10 protein-coding genes are annotated in these 20,819 nt (G+C 42.9%); all 10 read right to left on the bottom strand.

What is annotated here, in order from left to right; genetic code table 11:
* Window positions 1-3: 3 nt before the first annotated feature.
* Window positions 4-4,068, bottom strand: a complete 4,065-nt coding sequence (locus BUC20_RS24280; protein ID WP_073234216.1) for a hybrid sensor histidine kinase/response regulator transcription factor — start codon at window positions 4,066-4,068, stop codon at window positions 4-6.
* A gap of 100 nt (window positions 4,069-4,168) precedes the next feature.
* Window positions 4,169-4,924 (bottom strand): LytR/AlgR family response regulator transcription factor, encoded by a 756-nt coding sequence (locus tag BUC20_RS24275; RefSeq protein ID WP_073234214.1) that lies wholly within the window; start codon window positions 4,922-4,924, stop codon window positions 4,169-4,171.
* Between the two features lie 95 nt (window positions 4,925-5,019).
* Window positions 5,020-6,348 carry a RagB/SusD family nutrient uptake outer membrane protein gene (locus BUC20_RS24270; protein ID WP_073234212.1) on the bottom strand — a complete coding sequence of 443 codons (1,329 nt, stop codon included), beginning with the start codon at window positions 6,346-6,348 and terminating at the stop codon, window positions 5,020-5,022.
* An 11-nt stretch (window positions 6,349-6,359) separates the two neighbouring features.
* The gene (locus tag BUC20_RS24265; protein WP_073234210.1) at window positions 6,360-9,716 is read right to left on the bottom strand and encodes a SusC/RagA family TonB-linked outer membrane protein; all 3,357 of its coding nucleotides are present in this window, start codon (window positions 9,714-9,716) and stop codon (window positions 6,360-6,362) included.
* A 34-nt stretch (window positions 9,717-9,750) separates the two neighbouring features.
* Window positions 9,751-12,438, bottom strand: coding sequence for a zinc-dependent metalloprotease (locus tag BUC20_RS24260; RefSeq protein WP_084529249.1), 2,688 nt, complete (start codon window positions 12,436-12,438; stop codon window positions 9,751-9,753).
* A 128-nt stretch (window positions 12,439-12,566) separates the two neighbouring features.
* Window positions 12,567-14,183 carry a histidine kinase gene (locus BUC20_RS24255; RefSeq protein ID WP_073234209.1) on the bottom strand — a complete coding sequence of 539 codons (1,617 nt, stop codon included), beginning with the start codon at window positions 14,181-14,183 and terminating at the stop codon, window positions 12,567-12,569.
* 65 nt (window positions 14,184-14,248) lie between these two features.
* Complete coding sequence (locus BUC20_RS24250) at window positions 14,249-15,028, bottom strand: hypothetical protein (RefSeq protein WP_073234206.1); 780 nt, start codon at window positions 15,026-15,028, stop codon at window positions 14,249-14,251.
* A gap of 152 nt (window positions 15,029-15,180) precedes the next feature.
* Window positions 15,181-16,599: a Gfo/Idh/MocA family protein gene (locus BUC20_RS24245; protein WP_073234203.1), complete on the bottom strand. Its 1,419-nt coding sequence runs from the start codon at window positions 16,597-16,599 to the stop codon at window positions 15,181-15,183.
* A 145-nt stretch (window positions 16,600-16,744) separates the two neighbouring features.
* A complete protein-coding gene (locus BUC20_RS24240; RefSeq protein WP_073234200.1) occupies window positions 16,745-18,256 on the bottom strand; it encodes a sulfatase family protein in 1,512 nt (503 codons plus the stop codon).
* Between the two features lie 71 nt (window positions 18,257-18,327).
* A complete protein-coding gene (locus tag BUC20_RS24235) occupies window positions 18,328-20,787 on the bottom strand; it encodes a glycosyl hydrolase family 95 catalytic domain-containing protein (RefSeq protein WP_200801008.1) in 2,460 nt (819 codons plus the stop codon).
* Between the last annotated feature and the right edge of the window lie 32 nt (window positions 20,788-20,819).

The raw sequence follows: 20,819 nt of genomic DNA, 5'->3' as shown, positions 1-20,819 counted from the left end.
AGATTATTCTTCAAAAGCGTAATCAGAAGGGGTTCGTCCGAATTGTTTCACAAATTCTTTACTGAAATATTTGGGATCATTGAAACCCACGATATAGGCAATTTCGTAGACGGTATAGATATTCTGGCGCAATAGCTGGGCAGCTCTTTTCAGGCGGACGGATTTGATAAAGTTGTTTACCGTAAGTCCGGTCAGCACTTTAATTTTTTTATAGAGAATCGGTGTGCTCATGCCCAGGTCTGAAGCCAGGGTGTTCACACTGAATTCGGGTTGTGCAAAGTTGTTTTCAATAATCACCATTACTTTGTTCAGGAATTCTTCATCAGAAGATTCTATTAAAATATTTGAAGGCTGCAAAGTGATCTGCTGACTGAACTTGCGCCTCATGTTGGCCTGCAACATCAACAGGTTGGAGATGTTGAGCTGAAGGCTATTGATGCTGAAAGGTTTGGTCAGGTAGGCTTCTGCACCGGTCTTTAGTCCGTTTACCTCATGGATATTTCCGGATCGGGCGGTGAGCAGGATCACCGGAATATGACTCGTGCGGACATCCGTTTTCAGGGTCCGGCAAAGTTCCAGCCCATCCATTACCGGCATCATGACATCGCTGATGATCAGGTCGGGGATTTTCTCTATCGCCAGGTCCAGTCCTCTTTCTCCGTTTTCGGCCACCAGGATCTGATAAAAAGGACTTAAAGACTGTACGATAAAATCCCTCACCTCATGGTTGTCTTCGACAATCAACAGCGTCATGACCTCTTCAGTCGTATTTTCCGCAGGCTGAGGGCTCCATACATGTCCGGGATCGGTATTAAACTGATAATGCTCCGGATTTTCGCTGTTCAGAAACTCTTCCACCAGTTCATCCCTAGAGAAATGACTTTGGCCAAGTTTCAGTTTCAGGTAGAAACAGGTATGCATTCCTTCTTCCCGGATGTCTTTTTCGTCCGCAAGGAACAAACCTCCATAATGGAGCTGGGCAATCTTTCTGGAAAGTGCCAGTCCAATTCCGGTACCACTGTTTCTGGACAGCGGATCTTTCACCTGATAGAAATTGGTAAACAACCTTGCTTTGCTTTCTTCAGGAATCCCCTTCCCATTGTCAGAAATACGGAGTTCCAGAAAGTCCTTTTCTGTTTTTAAGATCGAAAAATGAATCGCACCACCATCGGGTGTAAACTTAAAGGCATTGGACAGGAGGTTAAACAATACTTTTTCCAGTTGTTCATTGTCGAAGAAAACTTCGATCTCTTCTGCTACAGTATGGAACTGATAATTGAGCTGATGTTTAATGGCCAGGTATTGAAAAGAAAGGAAAATTTCCTTGGCAAAAGGCACGATATTTCCCGGAGAGATGTTGAGCCTCAGTTTTCCGGATTCTGCTTTTCTGAAATCCATCAGCTCATTGACCAACCTGGTTAACCTTCCTGCATTCCTTCTCACCGTCAGCAATTTCCTGTTTAATGCCGGAGATTCCTGGGTTTCATTGATCAGGTTTTCCAGCGGGCCAACAATCAGGGTAAGTGGGGTCCTGATCTCATGAGATACATTGGTAAAGAAATCCAGTTTCATCTGATACAGTTCATGTTCTCTTTTTAAGAGCGCCCTGATCCATAGGAATCTGGAGAAGAAAAATAACAGTCCAAGGAAACAGCTCAGGTAAATCAGGTAGGCCCACCAGGTTTTCCAGAAAGGGGGATTGATATGGATCGTTAATCTGGAAGGAGCAGAAGTCCAGACCCCATCGTTATTGGACCCCCTGATCAGTAAAGTATAAGTTCCTGAAGGAAGATTGGTAAATGTTGCCGAAGGGCTGTTCACATAATTCCAGTCTTTTTCAAAACCTTCCAGTTTATAGGCATACCTGTTTTTTTCTGATTTGATATAATTGAGTAGGGCAAAGTCTATGGTAAAGATATTCTGATGGTAAGAAAAGGTAATCGCTTTCGTCAGGCTGAAGTTTTCAGAAAGCAATTCCGTCTCATCATTGATGTTGACTTGTTTATTGAAGAGCTTCAAACGGGTAAATACGGCTTTGGGCACCATTTTATTGTCCTTGATCTGATCCGGAAAGAAGCTCACCATGCCATTGAATCCACCAAAGAAAAACTCGCCCTTGCTGTCTTTAAAGAAAGAGTTGTAATTGAACACATTTCCCGGAAGGCCATCCCTTACGGTATAGGTTTTAAACACCTGATGGTCGAATCTGGAAAGCCCGTTGTCGGTGCTGATCCATAAGTCCCCTTTTGCATCTTCCAGCATTCCCAGCACCACATTACTCGGGAGGCCATCTTCTTTGGTAAAGAAACGTGTGGTTTTGCGTTCCGGGATATAGCGGATCAGTCCGGACTCATATCCACCCAGCCAGATGTTTCCTTTGGAATCTTCCTGAATAAAATTGATGTCATTAAAGAGGTTATGGTTATCCTTTGTTTTAAAGCGCCTGACGATATTGGAATTCTGCTGAAGTATATAGGTTCCGGAACTACAGGCAATCCAGATGTTCTTTTTGGAATCTTCAAAGAAACAGCGGACCACCTTTAAATCATGTTGTGCATCCTGACCGCTGTATGGGGCAAAGTTATCAGATTTCTCGTTGTAAAGATAAATCCCCTGTGCACGGGTACCAATCCAGAAGCGCTGCTGGCTATCGTGCAGCAAGGCAACAATCCGCGTGGAATTCAGCGCATAAGGATCAAGGGGATTGGGTTTATAATGTTTGAAACTTTGAGATTCAGGAAGGAAAAGATCCAGCCCTCCTTCATAGGTACCTACCCATACTTTTCCATTGTGGTCAATGGATACGGCTTTAACAAGATTGGAGCTAAGGGAAGCCGGGTTTTCGGGATCATGCCTGAAGCTGTTGAACTTTCCGGTACTACGGTCGTAATAGTTTAACCCTTCGGCCTCGGTACCAATCCAGAGGTTATGTTTTTTATCTTCCAGCACGGAGCTGACCACATTACTGCTCAGCGCGTTTTTTCCGGTATTTGATTTGTACTCCCTGAAGGGAGTTGAATTTTCATGGTATACATTTACGCCACCATAATAGGTGCCCACCCATATTGATCCGGCATTGTCCTGCATCATGTCGTAAATGGAATTCTGGTTCAGGCTCGAAGGATCATCAGGATGGTGGTTCAGCACGCGTACGGAATGGTTCTCCACATCAATGATATTGATCCCGTTTAAAGTGGATACCCATAGTTTTCCATCCCTGGCCATGATCATTTTACGGATCACATTGCTGCTGATGCTGTTGGCCTGTCCTTTTCTGGACCTGAAATGCCGGAAGGTACCTTTGCTACGGTCCAGGAGTTCCAGGCCGGCACTGTGGGTACCGATCCATAAATTATGCTGACGGTCTTCCAGGATGGAAGCAATGTCGTTGTCGCCTAAACTCTCCGGACGTTTTGCATCATGAACATAAGATTGGTAGCGGTATTTTCCCTTTTCCAGGGTCATGCTGTTCAGCCCCTGTAAGGTCCCGATCCACAAGACATGGTTATGGTCCTGATGGATGGCTTTAATCAGGTGATGAACCGCACCTTTAGGCCGGTCTGCCGTAGTGAAATAACGTTCGAAGCGCTCCTTCCCTACCAATTTATTTAAACCGCTGTCTGTCCCTACCCAAATATGCCCCTGACGGTCTTCATAAATACAACGGATAACGTTATTGCTCAGGCTGTTTTTTTGTCCTTCATGGTATTGAAAGCGTTTGAAGGAGTTTGTTTTTGGCTGATACAGGTTGAGTCCTTTTTGCGTGCCCACCCATAAATTGCCCTTACTATCGGTCAGCAGGGCGTTGATGTTCATGCTGCTCGTTAAGGAAGATTTGTCTTTTCTGTGGTACTTATAGATTTCGAAATTCTGGGTATTGAATTTATTGAGGCCATCTTTTGTGCCGAACCACATGAAGCCCATACTGTCCTGAGTGATCGATAAGACACTGCTTTGAGAAAGTCCGTTTTCTACGGTCAGGTGGTTAAAACTAATGTTATTCTTTTGCGCACTTGCCCCAATAGCAAAAAAGAGCAGCACAAAAAACAATAGTCTGTTAGGGTTCATATGGGTTAGGTTGCAACATATTCAGGTTTCGTCCAATATATTGCGGTATTTGGTCGGAGGTAAAAGTATAGAATTTAATGGAAATTAAAAGCGATCCCGGTTATTGATTTAACCAGTTTTTAAAAGCTTCGGCTCTTTCTTCACTCACCACCACTTCCAGTCCTTCTACCGGAGCAGGTTCAAGAACAATTCTGACACGGTTCCTGGAGAGCTTATACATCTCCCTGATGGCTTTGATATGGATGATAAACTTGCGATTGATGCGGAAGAAATCCGAGTTGTCCAGCTGTGGCTCCAGGCTGCCAATGGTTTCTTCAATGATGTAGTTCTGCTTGTCGTTGGTGATCAGGAAGAGGTATTTATCATCCGCCATAAAATAGGCCACATCATCAGACTGAACCGTCTTGATCAGTTTGCCCAGTTTTACCATAAAACGGTTGCGGACTCTGGTGAGTGGTTCTTCAGGTTTAAAGGCGATCTGAGGGATATTCATGTCAGAAAACTTACGGATACTCTTCAGCTTGGCGAGGGCTCCGGCCACATCTTCCTCATCGAAAGGCTTGAGCAGGTAATCTATTCCCTGATTTTTAAAGGCTTTTAAGGTATACTGATCGTAGGCAGTGGTAAAGATCACCGGGCTTTCTACGGTCACCTGTTCAAAGATCTGGAAGCTTTCGCCATCCCCGAGGTGGATGTCCATGAACAACAGATCGGCGGTGTTTTTGCTCAGCCAGGATACTGCAGCCTCTACAGTTCCCAGAATGGCCAGTACTTCTATTTTCGGATTCAGCTGCAACAGCATCTTATGCAACGTGTCTGCTGCCAGTTCTTCATCCTCAATAATTAATACCCTCATCTTTTTTTGCTGAACTGTAAATGTAAAAAAAAACTCCGGCCTGTAAAAACAGACCGGAGTAATTCACGTTCAAAAGACGTATGCTATTCTCCCCCCTATTGAAGATTAGGATTTGCTGATATGGCTTCCTGAGGAAAACGGATCACATATCTCGGATCATTTTTTTGAAGAGTATAGGTAACCCCTCCAACGGTATGTTTGATTTCCGGTTGGCCATAACGTTTCAGATCATACCAACGGTGACCTTCCAATGCCAGTTCTCTTTCTCTTTCGTTCAGTATTTCCTGCAAAAGACCCGCTTTATCAAGACCTGATATCCTGCTTTGCTCTGTTGCAAAATAAACAGGTGTCAAACGTTTTGCTTTTAAAGCCATCAGACTCTGTAATGCCAATGGCAGGTTATCTGTCTGTAAAGCTGCTTCAGCCTGGATCAGATATAATTCCCCGTTGCGGAAAGAAATTTTAAATTCATTGGAAGCACCTTTCTTTCCTTTAAACCTGCTCCCGGATTTGGAGAAGTATAAAGCAAACCTTTTGTCATTGATCTGATCATAGATACCGATCAGGTGTGCTGAAATAAAGCTGATCTTGGTAAGATCACTATTAAAAGTGTCTTCCATCGACATGATGTTTTCTTTTGAAGTATATTGGTTTGGCAGTAAAACTCCCGCGCCTGCATTCAGATCTTCCAGCTGATTCCCTAATGCCAGTGCATCCTGACTTGCTTTCAATGCATTTGCCCATTCTCCTCTGAATTCATAGACTCTTGCACTGAAGGCCAAAGCTGCACGTTTTGTAAAACGATAATTCTTGCCTGCATCAAAATTAATTACATTTAATAGCTTTTGCCCTTCTTCAAGATCAGCAAAAATCTGGCTGTATACTTCTCCGACAGTTGCCGGTTTAAAATTTTGTTCAAGGTTAACCGTTAGTGCTAAAGGAACACCGCGATCTGTGGAAGCACTGTTCTTATCGTAAGACTTTGCATATAAATTCAACAACTCAAAGTTATTGTAAGCACGCAACAAATAAGCCTCTCCTTTCAATTGTGCTGTTTCAGGAGTTTTCCCTGCTTTGGCTTCTACGTCAGCAATTACAGAATTTGCATAAAAGATAGACTTATAAAATGCAATGTACGGAAAGGCGTTCGAAACTGCATCCGGGGTTGCGTCATTCCATTTATAAATGTCGCGGTAAGCCGCAGTTCCTTCTTCATCCTCATTTGGCAACAACTCATCAGTACGTAAAGCCAATAAGGATTTATGCTCTGCAAATCCTGCATACCCTGAATTCAGCAATGCTCTGAAATCTTCAACCGTATTAGGAATCACTTTCCCTACCGGCTCTATATCTAAATATTTTTTACAGCTGCTGACCGAAAAAACCAGGAACAGCGCTACACTTAATTTTAGGATCTTCTTCATCAGATAATTAATTAAAAAGTGGCATTTAAACCAATAGAAATACTTCTAGTGATTGGTTGTGAATAAATATTACCATAAGTTTCCGGATCAAAGAATCCTTTATGACTGCTTCCGAACACAAAAGGATTCCTGGCTTCAACACTGATTCTTAAGCTGTTTGCTTTAATTTTCCCGGATACAGCCGATGGTAGTGTATAACCTAAACGGATACTATTGATCCTCATATAACTTATCTTTTTTGCAAAGATATCCAGGTCATTGTAACTGTTCCCCGGATCATTACCATCCTGCCATTTATAAGCCATCCATCTGCTGCCATCAAAACTCTCCCTGCCATAGATCCCAGGTAGGGTACTTCCTGAATTCAGTGGAGACCAGGCATTCAGTATATCCCTGGAATAGTTTCTTCCACGATCGACCTGAGCCGGATTATAAGCAGGTCTCACTTTTACCCATTGGTTGATGTTAAAAATGGCTGTTACCGAAAGGTCAAAATTAGCATAGCGGAAACGGTTAGTCAAACCTCCTGTGAATTGCGGATCCATATCACCTGCATAAGTGTAAAGCGCCTGTGTACCTTTCCCATCTAATCCACTATTTACAATTTCCCCAGGCATAAAGTCCGCATACGGGTCATATAATTTGTAGAACTCTTCCAGAGAAACGGATTTGCCATCTTTCTGAAACAAAGGGATACCATTCGCATCCAGTCCATTTGTTTTGATCACGAATAACGCATTCACCGGATATCCTTCTTTTGAAGGAGTCAACTGGTTATCGCGGACTTTATCTTTGACCACCCTGGTTTTATTATGAGCAATGTTAAAATCAGTCCACCATTGAAAATTACTGGTGCTGATATTTCTGGTTGAGATGGTCAGTTCCAGACCTTTATTCCTTACTTGTGAAGCATTGGAACGGGTAAAGTTAAAGCCATTTTCCAACTGTAAAGATTGTGTTCCAATCAGATCTTTACTGAAACGGTTATAATAATCAAAAGTGATCTGTACGGCATTATTAAGTATACCCAAATCCAGACCAGCATTGAAGGTGGAAGTTTTTTCCCATCTCAATTTATCATTTGGAGGGTTAGACACCGAAATTGTGGGTTGATTTGTTCCCGGAAGAATAGATGAATTGGAATAATCTCCAACCACAAAAGGCGAAGTGTTTTTATCAATATTCCCCTGAAGCCCATAAGAACCTCTTACACGAAGATTAGAGATCCAGCTGATGTCTTTAATAAATTTCTCTTCATTCGCATTCCAGGCACCTGAAACCGAGTAAATTGGAAGGTATTTATATTTCGGATCTACCCCAAAAAGATCTGAACCATCATAGCGGATACTTCCATATAAGGTGTATTTCCTGTCATAAGTATATGATAATGTACCATAGAATGAAGCAAATGCGTTCTGATTTTTTTGCTTTTGGTAAGCCCTCCAGATTGATTCTTTAGCCAGACCAGCGTTCGGAAAAACGATAGTTTCATTGGTCAGCGTACGTTCATTATAACCAAATCCCCTACTGATAATCACTTCATTGTTGTTCTTTCTCAGTTCAGATCCTGCAAGTGCTTCAATTTCATGCTTTTCACTGAAGACTTTCTTATATTCCAGAATAGATTTCCAGTTGTACTGAAAAAAGTCGGTATTCTGGTTTTGAATCGTTCCTCCTGCAGGCAGGAAATAATCATTTTTCTTAATTGCAGAATTATAGTATTTAGAAGCTTCTCTCAATTTGCGAAGGTAATATGAATCCTGTCCGGCGAATTTTTCTACACCGGTATCTTCAAATTGAAGTCCGAATTCTGTACGCAGGTTCAGGTCTTTATTCACCTGATATGCCAGGTCCAATACTGCTTTCACACTTTTATTGGCCAACTTATAGCGTGTATTCGCACGTTCTTCCAACATGTTTAGAGGAAGATAAACATCCCCGTTAACGTTCCCAAAAATATCCGGATCATAGTGGTAAGCGCCGGAAGCATCTCTGGCCTGCAGGTATGGGTTTACGTTCCTGGTGTAAGTACTAAGGTTAGTAAATCCATCTGCATCTGTCAGGTAATTATTACGGCTAGTTCTTGAGCCAAATATTGCGACTCCTGCTTTCAGCTTTTGAGAAATGTTATAGTCCGTTTTTAAGGTCAGGTTATAACGTTCTAATCCTGTTTGTTTGGTGGTTCCTTTTTCATTGTAATAGCCACCAGAGAAATAATAGTTAGCCTGTTCATTTCCACCGGACAACCCCAGGGTATATTGCTGATTAATAGCAGTCTGATACATTTCCTTACCCCAATCTGTGCCTGGTTGTCTGAGGTCATTTATGGCACGCTGCGTAGCGGGGCTAAGGCTGGAAAAGCCACCGGTTCTGTATTGGTTAAGCTCAGCACTTTTATTGAGAATTCTCGACACGCTACCCTGGTTATCCCTGTACGTAAGATCACTTCTGGATGCCAGGCCCAGTTCAAAATCCACCTTTTCATTGGCATTCATCAAGTTCAGTTTGTCCAGATCCGGGCGTTGTGAGATAAAGGTATTTGCACTGAAGTTAATCGCCAATGGACCTTTCTTACCTTTTTTTGTGGTAATTACGATAACACCATTTGCAGCCCTTGCACCATATATTGCCGTTGCAGCTGCATCTTTCAGAATGGTAATGTCGGCGATATCATCCGGATTTAACCCGGCAATCGGCAAATTGCGCAATTGGTCAATATCATCTTTCTCTCCAATCGTTTTGGGCAGATCTGTTCCTTCCAGGGGAAGTCCGTCTAATACCCATAAAGGATCCTGACCTCCATTCAAAGAAACGGTACCACGGATTCTGATCTTTGGTGCAGCACCTGGTCCACCTGTAATGGTTCCTACGGCAACACCTGCAACCTGTCCTGCCAGCATCTCGTCTATACCAGATACTCCGGTCTGACGAATCTTACCATAGTCCAGTTTTGTGGTAGCCGTTGTATTCTTGCGTTTGGCAATATCCGTATACCCGTTCACCACCACTTCTCCCAACGTATTATCGCTGTTTTTCAAAGAAACGGTGATATGGGACTTATTGATGATATTTATCAATGCCGCCTCATATCCAAGGTAACTCACCTTCAATGAGGTTGTCCCCTCCGGTACTTTTAAACTAAATTTACCATCGGTATCCGTTACTGTTCCGATCACAGAGTTTTGAATCACTCCGGGAACACTACTTTGTTCGCCGATTGCGGCATTGTCTACAAAGACCGAAGCGCCCGGTATGGGCATGCCGTCTTTTACGTCCAGCACCTGCCCGGTGATGGTCGTTTGTTTCTGACCGTAACCTGTAAGGCTGATGCCCAGCAGGAACAGTATTAAAAGTAATTGTTTATTCATATCCCCTATTATTATATTAGTTTGTTGGTGGTTTTTAATTCATTCTGAGGCTCTGACGAATCCTCAGGATCAGGTCCATATAATGACCTTTTGTGGCATCATCCCCTCTGCCTTTATTTTTCTCCAACAGTGTTACAATCTGTAACAGCTCTCCACGTTTTGCTGCTGCAACTTCAGAAGTTCTGCTCATGGAACTGAACTGAATGTTTCTAAGCGAAGTATTTTCAGCTCCTGTGGCCGTTTTACCATTGTCGCCGAAATCACAGATCTGCAATTCGTTTTTTAGTTTAAATGTGTTTTCTTTTAATGAAGTCTTGGTAATTTTTTCCAGCATTTTATCCGTGCTGACCAACAATACATCTACGTAATTCTGTTCCATCATGCGGTCTTCCACAGAAAGTGTTTTGCCGCTTAACGTTTTTGCAAAAGCAGTTGCCCTCAGATCTTTCAGTAATTCAGCTACCGTGAATACGTTTTCTTTGCCCTGCATCACTTCCATTTCCATCATTCTCAACAGGCGCTCCTGACTTACCAGGCTATACAAAAACCCGTATTGAAGTTCGCGTTTCAGGTTATAAGGCGCATATTCATACGGGCCCATTGGCGATTCTTTAACCGGGAAAGTCTTTTTTAACAGTTCTTTATCGAACAACCATTCCGGGGCAGTTAATGCCTCTTCCTTTAAAAACTTAAGCGCTTTTACCTGCATGGCTTTTGGAACGGGTGTATATGCATTTTTACGGTCGCCCGCTACGGGGTTTTCCAGGTATATCCCACCTATATTTGCCATCACATGTTCTGCATAGGTTTGCCATTGATAGATTGTTGCCATGAATAACTTTCCTGCCTGGATATAGTCTTCACCATCATTGGAAGCCCAGGTACTGATTTGTGGCACCAGACGTTTCAGGTTTGCCAACCCATATTCACTTGCTTTTACAGCATCATCTCCTAAATCTTCCGATTGCGCCCTTGGATCAACTACGTTTTTCGAATCCTGTTGTTCACCATAATGGTATAAAGGGTCGTTGGCATGTGCTTTAATCCATTCCTTTAGGACTGGAAGTTCCTGATGCGGATCTTCTACATCTAACCAGCGGTATCCCCAGGCAATGGCATATTTATCATAAAGTCCGATCTGAGGGGTAATATTGGTTACCTTATCTCCAGGTTGTGCCACATAATTGAAACGTGCATAATCCATGATCGAAGAAGCTGTTCCACCCATACGGTTGGTAAAAGAAGGCGAACGCAAAGAATCTACCGGAAAGGAGAAAGAAGAACTCATATTGTGTTTTAAACCCAAGGTATGACCGATTTCATGAGAAGATACAAAGCGGATGGCATGGGCCATGCGTTCGTCAGAAAGCTTATTGCTTCTTGCTCCCGGATCAATCACTCCCGTCTGTACCCTCATCCAGAAATTAAGAGAAGTCATTACATTATGCCACCAGATCACATCTGATTCCAGGATTTCTCCGGAGCGGGGATCTACAACAGCAGGCCCCATCGCATTGGACTTCGGCGAAGCCGCATAAGTGATCTCCGAATAACGGATGTCATCCCCATCGTAATCACTGGTATCTGTAACTTCTCTCGCCTGAATGGCATTTTTAAAACCGGCTTGCTCAAAAGCTTTCTGCCAGTCTGTTACGCCTGCAATGATTTGTTTTCTCCATTGCGGAGGAGTGGATGGGTCGATATAAAAGATGATCGGTTTTACCGGCTCTACCAGTTCTCCTTTTAGGTAACGGGCACGATCTGCGGGTTTTGGCTCCATTCTCCATCTCGTTAACAGCTCTCTGGTTTCCAGTTTATGCTGGGCATCAGAGAAATACCATCTTGGGGTAGTGAAAAAACCAACCCTATTGTCTGCAAATCGGGGTTTCATCGGTTTTTCCGGTAATAAAAGCAGGTTTGTCGTCACCGCCATACTCACTGGTATGGTTGTTCTGCCTTCGGTTACTTTGGTGGTCAGTAAAGCACGCACCACGATGTTTTCCGGGAAGCTCTTGATGTGTTCTATTGCCGATAAGGAGGTTTTTGGAGCAGTCCCCAATCCTATATCCGAAAAAACATCGTTAAAACTCTTCTCCGTTCCATCAAAAACTTTATTCATTTTGATGACTACTGCCGATGAATCAGGCGAGTAGGCTTCGATCTTGAAAGATTCGATTACAGAAGCAACGAAGTTATCCTTCACGGAACGGGTAATGGCGTCTCCTGCCGGCGATTCTACCTGTGGAACAACAGATTTAACCCAAATCGTTTTAGCCAATTTGTTCTGAGAAAACTGAATGACTTTATTGTCGTAGTTCACCCCTTTATTTAGCCCTAACTCATTTACAGACAGGGGTACGGAAGAGATCTTATTGACGATCAGGAAATCCTTTCCCATCAATTTTAAAGGGATCTCAAAGTAATAATCTGTTTCTACCTGATGAACTTTAAATAAACCATTAAGAGTTTTTGCTTTCTTTAACAGTTCGGTATAACTCTTGAGCTCCTTACCTTTGGTGGTATCGGCAGTACTCTTCTTTTTTAAGGTATCGGTCTGTACTTTTTTAACAGTTTTTTTAGGCAATTTCTTAGGAACCTGAGCGTTTACATTGAACGCAAAGAGGCATACTAAAACTACTAAAAGGGATTTCCCTGAAGTATCGGCTAGTCTAATCTGGTGTTTTTTTTCGGCTGAAAAAAATGAAGTCTTATTCAAAATCATGTTCCAAAGTGCTGCATAATTGGCACATTATGAAATTATTAGGAGTGGAATGGTGCATTATCCTTAGTGAAAGCGCAGTTTTAAGGAGTGAAAAAAATCATTGTTAATTAATTATGATGTCCTGATTACTATTCAGTTAAATAAAGAACAGGCAGATAAACCTGATACTGACCAGCTTCGATGCCATATTTCAGCTGTTCATTTCCAAAATAGGCATAGGTGCTTTGAAGGTAGTTTAAGCCCTGCTTTCCAGAGTCCCTGACATCCGGGCGCAACTGAAGGTTATTGCTCACCACAATTCCATCGTCCCTGCTTTCAATCCTGATCTTTAGCGGTTTGGATTTGGAGAGGACATTGTGTTTTACGGCATTTTCGATCAGGGTTTGTAAACTCATAAAGGGAATCTTCCCTTGCAGGTGTTCTTCAGACAAATCCAAATCTAAGGGCTGCAGGGCTTCTCCGAAACGGATCTTTAATAAGAAAAAATATTCATTCATAAAACGAAGCTCTTCCGCTACGGTAGCCAATCCATTGGGATAGGATTCCAGCACATAACGGTATACCCTGGATAACTTCACGACAAAAGACTTGGCCAGATCAGGGTCCTGGACAATCAATGCATTTAAAGAACTCAAGGAATTGAACAGGAAATGCGGATTCACTTTTTCTTTTAATTTTCCCAGTTGCAGCAAGGCATTTTCCTTTTGCTGGCGTTCTGCGATGGTGTTGAGCATCTGTTTCTCCATAGAGAGTTCCTGACGGTGAATCTCCACTTCCCTTCTCAGCAAAAATTCCTTTTGCCACCTTCGCTGGTAGAGCCAGATCAGGGTCAGAATAACTGCCACGGCAATCAGCCCCATGTAAATGGAGTAAGAGCGGACGGCTGCCAGATCCTCATCTAAGACAAAACCAGGGATATCCACGATAATGGTCCAGTTCAATCCTTTAATTAAATCCGGAATATAATACCTGGTGACCGGAAGCTTCAGATAGTCAGACATCACCACCTCGTTTCTGATATTTCCATCAGCAATCACCTGACTGATCATCGCATCCGGCTTCATCTCATAGAGACGCTGACCAATCAGTTTCTCATTTGGATTAGTAATGCAAAGCCCCGTTTCATCAACGATAAAGGCATAGGAAATCCCTGTTGCATCTACATCATAAAAAGATCGCTGCAAATCTTTCAGGTTGATATCCAGTCCCATCAGCAATAAGGTATTCCCTTGCTGCCGCTTATTTGTTGCCGTTAACCAATGTAAAGAATCGGCAACATTGATCATCTCTGTATTTAAACTCCCGGCTGTTTTAAGCAGCAATTGTTTTCTTACCCAAACTTTGACATAACCCGGCATAGCAGATTTCTGAAAAGTATTTACTTTTCGCAGCAGATATACAAAAGAAGTATCCTTTCCTTTTATCCTGACATACCATGCCTGCCTGACCTTTTCATCAGATAACAATAAGGTACCAAGGCTTTGATTTAAACTTTTTTCAGAGATGTCTTCGCTTAATTTCGGAAATAGGTTTGCCGCGATTTGTGTTCCTTTTAACAGGTTATTGAACTCATAACGAAAAACATTCACCTTTTGACGGTATACATTTACTCCGGAAAATGCGGCAATTTTGGTCAGGCGTTTTTCAACCAGATGACCGGTAAAAAGGATAATCCCGGCGATAAACAGAAAGATGGTAAAACCGATAGCCATCAGGTATCGGGGTTTTTGTATGGCAAGCTTCATTGCCGCAAAGATAAGAAAATCAGATTGATACGACTGGCAATGAAGCTATCTGCTCAGATATGGGATTAACATGACAAAAATTTATAGGCTATTTCTTCATCCTGAAATACGCCAACCTGTGGCAAAAGATCCTTTCTATTCAGAATCAGCACAAGATGAGCCATTCCAATCTGGGAGATATCTCCATATTTTGTGATCAGCTTATGCTTCTTAAAATAAGCCTCCTGGCTTATTTCTTTCTTTTTCAATATTTCTATCGAATTATACAAGTTTTCGTTTATCAAAAACAGCTCATTTTCAGTAAAAAGAGCTTTAAAATCGACGGTAAGACTCACATTTTTCAAGGATGCAACAACTTCTTCCTGCGAAGCATGAGTTAGAAAAGATTTTAATAGTTCCAGGCCATTTGCCTGGCTGTTCCTAATCCTGTTCAAATCCGCAGGACTGGGTTTAAACCGTTCTTTATTAAAGCAATTCACCAATGCCCTCGCTGTTGCACGAACAAATGATCTCATGCAGGTGTCAGGACAAAAGCTTCCATCGATCACCTCGTACACCAGTTTTTTTTCCCGTCTACCCTTTAACGCGTAAAGATAATTACCAAAAAAAGTGAGGACTTCTTCGATTTCATCACGGAAATCGCTTAAATCGGCAGGAATGTATTCTTCCTTTACGTTCCAGATGATCTGATCTGTATAATGGTCCCTTGTATAAACTTTTAGTTCAATATGAGCATACCTTTCAGAAGTTGAAAATACTCCCATCCCCTGCACCAACCCATAATCCCAGTCCTGGATTTCAGTAGTTACCTCTTGAAGATATTCAATGTCATATATAGTTCTCATATCACCAAAGTTATCATATTTTGAATGTCTGTCAACAAACAGCCAGCATTAAACACTAGCTATCCATAAAGGTTTTTCATATGACAAAACCCCGGGACTGCACAAACGTTTGCGACAATTCCGGGGTTCTTATAAATATGCTTTATCCGGGTTTATTTCACACTTCTCACAGTAGTATTTCCGCCTCCATCGAGTGTTAAATCCACAGGTTTATTGCTCGTCCATCCACCTCTGGTGAAATCAGGAATATCTACACTGCCAGATCTTTTCGAAACAGATTTCTTGCTCAATGGTACAATACAACTCCATGCTGCAGCATCGTACACGTCCTGATCCAATGGCAGGCCGTTGCGCAGACAATCAATCAGTCGCCAGTCCATCATAAAGTCCATTCCACCATGTCCGCCTACTTTTTTCGCGATCTCTCCAACATGTTTGATCAAGGGAGGGGTATGTGTATCGTATAATTTTTTCAGTTCATCAGGCTTCAACCATTCTTCACCAAAGGTGATGCGTTCCGGATCCGGCCATTTGCTGGCAAATCCTTTCGTACCACTTAACAAATGGATTCTGGAATAAGGTCTTGGAGAAGTCACATCATGTTGCAGCATCAGGGTTTTGCCTTTACTGGTCCTGATGGTTGTGGTATTCATATTCCCTCTGTAGTTTCTGCCTACAAATTCATTGTAGAAAGGGTCTGTTTTTGCTCTTTCTTTGGCTTCATTCCCCATCATAAAATCATTGGTGGATACAGAAACAAGGTAATCCATTTTATCACCCCTGTTGATGTTCATACATTGAGCGATAGGCCCTAAACCATGGGTTGGATATAAATTACCATTGAAATCAATGTTCTCTTTTAATCTCCACATGCTTTCATAACCTTTCTTATTGAAGTTCAGGCCTAATAAATCGTGGATATAAGCACCTTCTGCATGGATCAGTTCCCCGAACATTCCCTGGCGGACCATGTTTAAAGTGAGCATTTCGAAGAAGTCATAACAGCAGTTTTCCAGCATCATACAATGCTTACGTGTCTTTTCAGAGGTTTCAACCAGTTTCCAGCAATCTTCCAGGGTGAGTGCCGCAGGAACTTCCGTAGCGGCATGTTTTCCATGCTCCATGGCATAAACTGCCATTGGGGTATGTAAATGCCATGGACTACAGATATAAATCAGGTCCAGGTCTTCCTTTTCGATCATTTCTTTCCAGCCATTTTCACCGGAATATTCTTTTGCTTTAGGAAGGCCCTTTTTTTCCAGAATTTTTTGTGCAGCTGTGGCCCTTTCCGGAAGTTTATCACAAAGGGCTTTAATCTCTACTCCTTCAATGAATGACATTCGTCCAACGGCACCTGGCCCGCGCATTCCAAGACCAATAAAGCCAATGCGGACTTTATCAATTTTCGGTGCTGCATAGCCACACATGTTAAATTTTGGCGCGGTTCCGGCATAATGGTCCATCAGCTCTTCTTCAGCTCCCGGATCTTTGGAGAAGCCAGGGAGCCCAATCGCCATGGCGCTGGATCCAATGGCTAGTGTTTGTAAAAATTTTCTACGGTTCGGTTTCATTTGGTGGTTATGTTTGGTTAGTATTGTTCTTTTAAAACATTCTCAGAACGTTCTTAAAACGTTCTCAAAACGAATATAACGATTCCCCTTCTCCCCTTTTAGTCCCATCTCAACGCAAACGCTTGCGTAAATTTCAAATCGCGTTTTATTCCATTAATTTGCCTGCTTCCTGATCGTCATATTTTAGGATCTGCGCGTTCAGCATTCCTTTTAATTCTTTAGTTAGCTGCTCATAGCCTTTTTTACCGAAGAGGTTATTTTCTTCAGCAGGATCTTTTTGAAGGTCAAAGAGCTCCCAGCCATTTACCCGTTCGTAAAAACGGATCAGCTTGTATCTTTTTGTCCTGATTCCAAAATGTGGAGATACAGAATGGACGGTATTTTCATAATAATGATAATACATGACCTCCCTGCCTTTTTCTGTAGGTTTTCCTTTGATCAAGGGCAAGAAAGATTTCCCTTGTACCTCTTTTGGCGGGGTTAATCCTGCTGCATCAAGCATGGTTGGGGCAAGGTCCAGGTTCATCACAAAATCTTCTGATTTGCTTCCCGCTTTGATCATTCCCGGATAACGCATCATCATGGGCGTCCTGAAAGACTCTTCATACATAAAACGTTTGTCAAACCAACCATGTTCTCCCATGTAAAACCCCTGATCTGACAGATAAACCACAATCGTATTTTCTTTTAGGTTGTGCCGATCAAGGTAATCCAGGGTACGTCCGATATTGCGGTCCAGGGAAGCTGCAGTGCTCAGGTAATCTTTCATGTAGCGCTGGTATTTCCATTCCACAAGTGCCTTTCCTTCGAGCTTTCCGGCTTTAAAATCAGCTTCTATGGGTTGATAATACGCATCGAATTTCGCACGTTGTGCTTTGTTCATCCGGTTCACCGCGGGCTCTCCGTTTTTGCTGTAGGAAAGCATTTTCAGGTCATAACCCAGGGTCATCGTTTTATCAATCGTCATGTCCTGAACTTTTGCTGCTTCCCTGTTCTGGTAAGTATCGTAGAAATTTGCAGGCATTGGAAAATCTGTCTTTTCAAAACGTCCCATATCTGTAGTATCGGGCATCCAGGACCTGTGTGTGGCCTTATGTCCGATCACCAGGCAGAAAGGTTTAGCAAGGTCTCTTTTCTCCATCCAATCTTCCGCAGCGTCTTCTATCAGGTTGGAAACATAACCTTCTGTTTTCTTTCTGCTGCCATCCATCATCAGAAAATCAGGATTGTAATAATCTCCCTGATCGGGCAGGATCTGCCAGTAGTTAAATCCTTCCGGGTTGCTTCCCAGATGCCATTTCCCTATCCATGCGGTCTGGTATCCTCCGGATTGCAGCTGTTTGACAAAAGAATCCTGATTGCCATCAAACCTGGAATGGTCATTGTCTTTAAATCCGTTCTTATGGCTGTATTTCCCGGTCAGAATAACCGCCCTGCTCGGGCCACAAATTGAATTGGTCACATAAGCCTTATTGAACAACACCCCTTCTTTTGCAATCCGATCGATATTAGGGGTTTGCATTAGTTTACTGCCATAAGCGCTGATCGTCTGGAACGCATGATCATCAGAAACGATGATGACGATATTCGGTTTTTTCTGCGCAAACAAAGCGGTTGACAAAAGTGCTAAGCTGATCAAAAAGGGAATCTTTTTCATTGAGGTATTTTTTTTGTGATGAAGTGGTCATTAACTCCTATAAATATAAGAAGGCCTTTTATAATTCCCGGCTAGTCACGTTGAAAGCTATAAGAAGAACCTTTGGCAGCCTTAAAACTGAGTACTTCGGCTTTACCTTTTGTCCGGGCAATGATTTTACCTTGCTGATCTTTAAGCTGGGTATTTTCAGGTAAGGCAACACGACAGTCACCGCCATTTAAAGCCAGTATTTTACCGCTTTTCAATTGTGCATTTTGCCATTCGAAATCAACCACAAAAGCATTTCTGGCCCGCATTCCTTTCACACTTCCATCTTTCCAGTCTGCATTGGCAGGTAATGCCGGCAAGATCCGGATCACATTGTCCTGCCCATGACTTTGCATCAGCATTTCTGCAATTCCTGCTGTTCCTCCAAAATTTCCGTCAATCTGGAATGGCGGATGCGCACAAAAAAGGTTTGGATAGGTTCCACCGGTATGCATGTTCAGTTTGCTCATTGGATCTACAGGAGTTACGAGTTGTTGAAATAGTTTTAAAGCATGATCGCCGTCACCAAGTCTTGCCCAGAAATTGATCTTCCAGGCTTTTGACCAGCCTGTTCCTCCATCGCCTCTTTGTTTCAGTGTTTCCCGCGCAGCATTGGCCAGTTCAGGACTACCCCAGGGTGTGATTTCTTCGTAAGGATGTAATCCATACAACTGAGAAGTATGGCGGTGCTGAGGCTCCGCATCTTTCCAGTCGTTCAGCCATTCATTGATATCTCCCGCAGCGCCGATCTGGTTAGGGGCAAGTCGCTCTCTGATGTTGCTTAGCTTTCCTGCCCAGTCCTGATCCTTATTTAAAATCTTTGCCGCGGCTATGCTGTAACCAAAAATTTCCCTGCAGATCTGCATGTCCATCGTTGGCCCCATTGCAGTTTGTCCTTTAAAACCATTTGGCATGATATAGGTATTTTCCGGAGAATTGGAGGGCGCGGTAACCAGCCATTTATGTTCCGGTTCTTCAATGAGGATAGCGGATAGAAAGTTAGCCGCTTCCTTGAGTACAGGGTAATATTTGGCGAGGAAGGCCTTATCGTTGGTAAACTTATAATGTTCCCAGATGTGTTCACACATCCATGCTCCTCCGGTCAGTGTAGAGCCCCATTCTGCCCCTTCTCCCGGAGAAGTGTAGCCCCAGGGATTGGCAATCACATGTGCCACCCATCCCGGAGCATTGTAATAAGCTTTCGCAGTTTTCATCCCGGGTTTAACCAGGCCGGCAATAAAGCGGTGTAATGGGTCTGCCAGATCTCCTAATCCGGTGGGTTCCGCCAGCCAGTAATTCATCTGGATATTGATGTTCATATGGTAATCTCCATTCCATGGCGTCTGGTATTCTTCTGCCCAAAGTCCTTGTAAGTTGGCGGGTAGGCTTCCCCGCTGCGAAGAAGAGATCAGTAAATAACGTCCGAAATTATAATACAATGCCGGAAACTGAGGATCTGGCAATTGCTTTGCGTAGCGGATTAATCGTTCGGGAGTACTTAAAGTGGCAACTTCTGTGCTTGCCCCCTTAAGGTAAAAACGGTTTCTGTTGAAGAAACTGCCAAAAGCTTTCACATGTGCTTTCTCTAATTGCAGGGGGCTTTGTTTCGCTGCTTCAAGCAGGTTGTTTTTTACAACTTGCTCCGGGTCTGCCCCTCTTTTGGTGTAATCAGCAATGTTATAATCTGTAGCTGCCGTCCAGAGCAGGATACATTCGTCGGCATTTAAGATTTCAATTTCCTTTCCTTTAATGGATTTCTTTCCACCTTTGTTCAGGACCTGTAATCCTGCAGCAAAGCGTAATCCGGCGGCTTTACCATTTGGCAATTGTCCGGTCATCACCAGACCTTGTCCCCTGCTTTCTACAATGGCATTTTCTTTCCTGCTCATACTGGTGGAAAGGCTGATTTTTCCCTTTTGCGAGGCAGTGATCCTGATCATCATGATGTTTCCGGGAATGCTGATCAGCGCTTCCTGTGTATAGGTAACCCCATTGCGTTTCCAGGTAGTTCTCGCCATTGCTTTTTCCAGATTCAGCGTTCTGTGGTAATCCAAATAAGCGGTCGTAGTATCCTTCCAGGAGATGAACAGATCGCCCATGGTCTGGTAACAGCCATAAGGGACATTTTGTCCGTTTCCTGAGCCCGAACCTGCTCCTTTTGCCACAAACTGCTTTTGCAGCAGCTCCTGCGCTTCTTTGTTTTGTCCTTTTACCAGGTAATCCTGAATGGCTTTCAGGTATTGGTGTGCATTTTCATGATCGGCATCCTGCACCCCGCCAGACCATAAGGAGATTTCATTCAATGTAATCCGGTCTTTATTAGGATTCCCTCCGATCAGGGCCCCTAAACGGCCATTCCCTAAAGGCAAAGCCTCCTGAAAGGAGGCCGCCGGTTTCTTAAAATAAACTTGAATATCTGAAGACTGTCCATAGACAGAATGACTCATTGCAAAAAGGAAAGTATGGCCAATTGCATAAAGAAAAAAGTTCCGGTAAAACTTCATATTTGGTTTGGTTTCAGGTGTGTTACCCAAAG

This window comes from Pedobacter caeni (assembly GCF_900129215.1).
GTDB classification, from domain to species: domain Bacteria; phylum Bacteroidota; class Bacteroidia; order Sphingobacteriales; family Sphingobacteriaceae; genus Pedobacter; species Pedobacter caeni.
Note: the sequence above shows the minus strand (reverse complement) of the source record. Positions and strands in the feature narration are given on the sequence as shown.

Coding starts and splice junctions, on each gene's coding strand:
- BUC20_RS24280 (WP_073234216.1), bottom strand. CDS start 4,068: ATGAACCCTAACAGACTATTGTTTTTTGTGCTGCTCTTTTTTGCTATT.
- BUC20_RS24275 (WP_073234214.1), bottom strand. CDS start 4,924: ATGAGGGTATTAATTATTGAGGATGAAGAACTGGCAGCAGACACGTTG.
- BUC20_RS24270 (WP_073234212.1), bottom strand. CDS start 6,348: ATGAAGAAGATCCTAAAATTAAGTGTAGCGCTGTTCCTGGTTTTTTCG.
- BUC20_RS24265 (WP_073234210.1), bottom strand. CDS start 9,716: ATGAATAAACAATTACTTTTAATACTGTTCCTGCTGGGCATCAGCCTT.
- BUC20_RS24260 (WP_084529249.1), bottom strand. CDS start 12,438: ATGATTTTGAATAAGACTTCATTTTTTTCAGCCGAAAAAAAACACCAG.
- BUC20_RS24255 (WP_073234209.1), bottom strand. CDS start 14,183: ATGAAGCTTGCCATACAAAAACCCCGATACCTGATGGCTATCGGTTTT.
- BUC20_RS24250 (WP_073234206.1), bottom strand. CDS start 15,028: ATGAGAACTATATATGACATTGAATATCTTCAAGAGGTAACTACTGAA.
- BUC20_RS24245 (WP_073234203.1), bottom strand. CDS start 16,599: ATGAAACCGAACCGTAGAAAATTTTTACAAACACTAGCCATTGGATCC.
- BUC20_RS24240 (WP_073234200.1), bottom strand. CDS start 18,256: ATGAAAAAGATTCCCTTTTTGATCAGCTTAGCACTTTTGTCAACCGCT.
- BUC20_RS24235 (WP_200801008.1), bottom strand. CDS start 20,787: ATGAAGTTTTACCGGAACTTTTTTCTTTATGCAATTGGCCATACTTTC.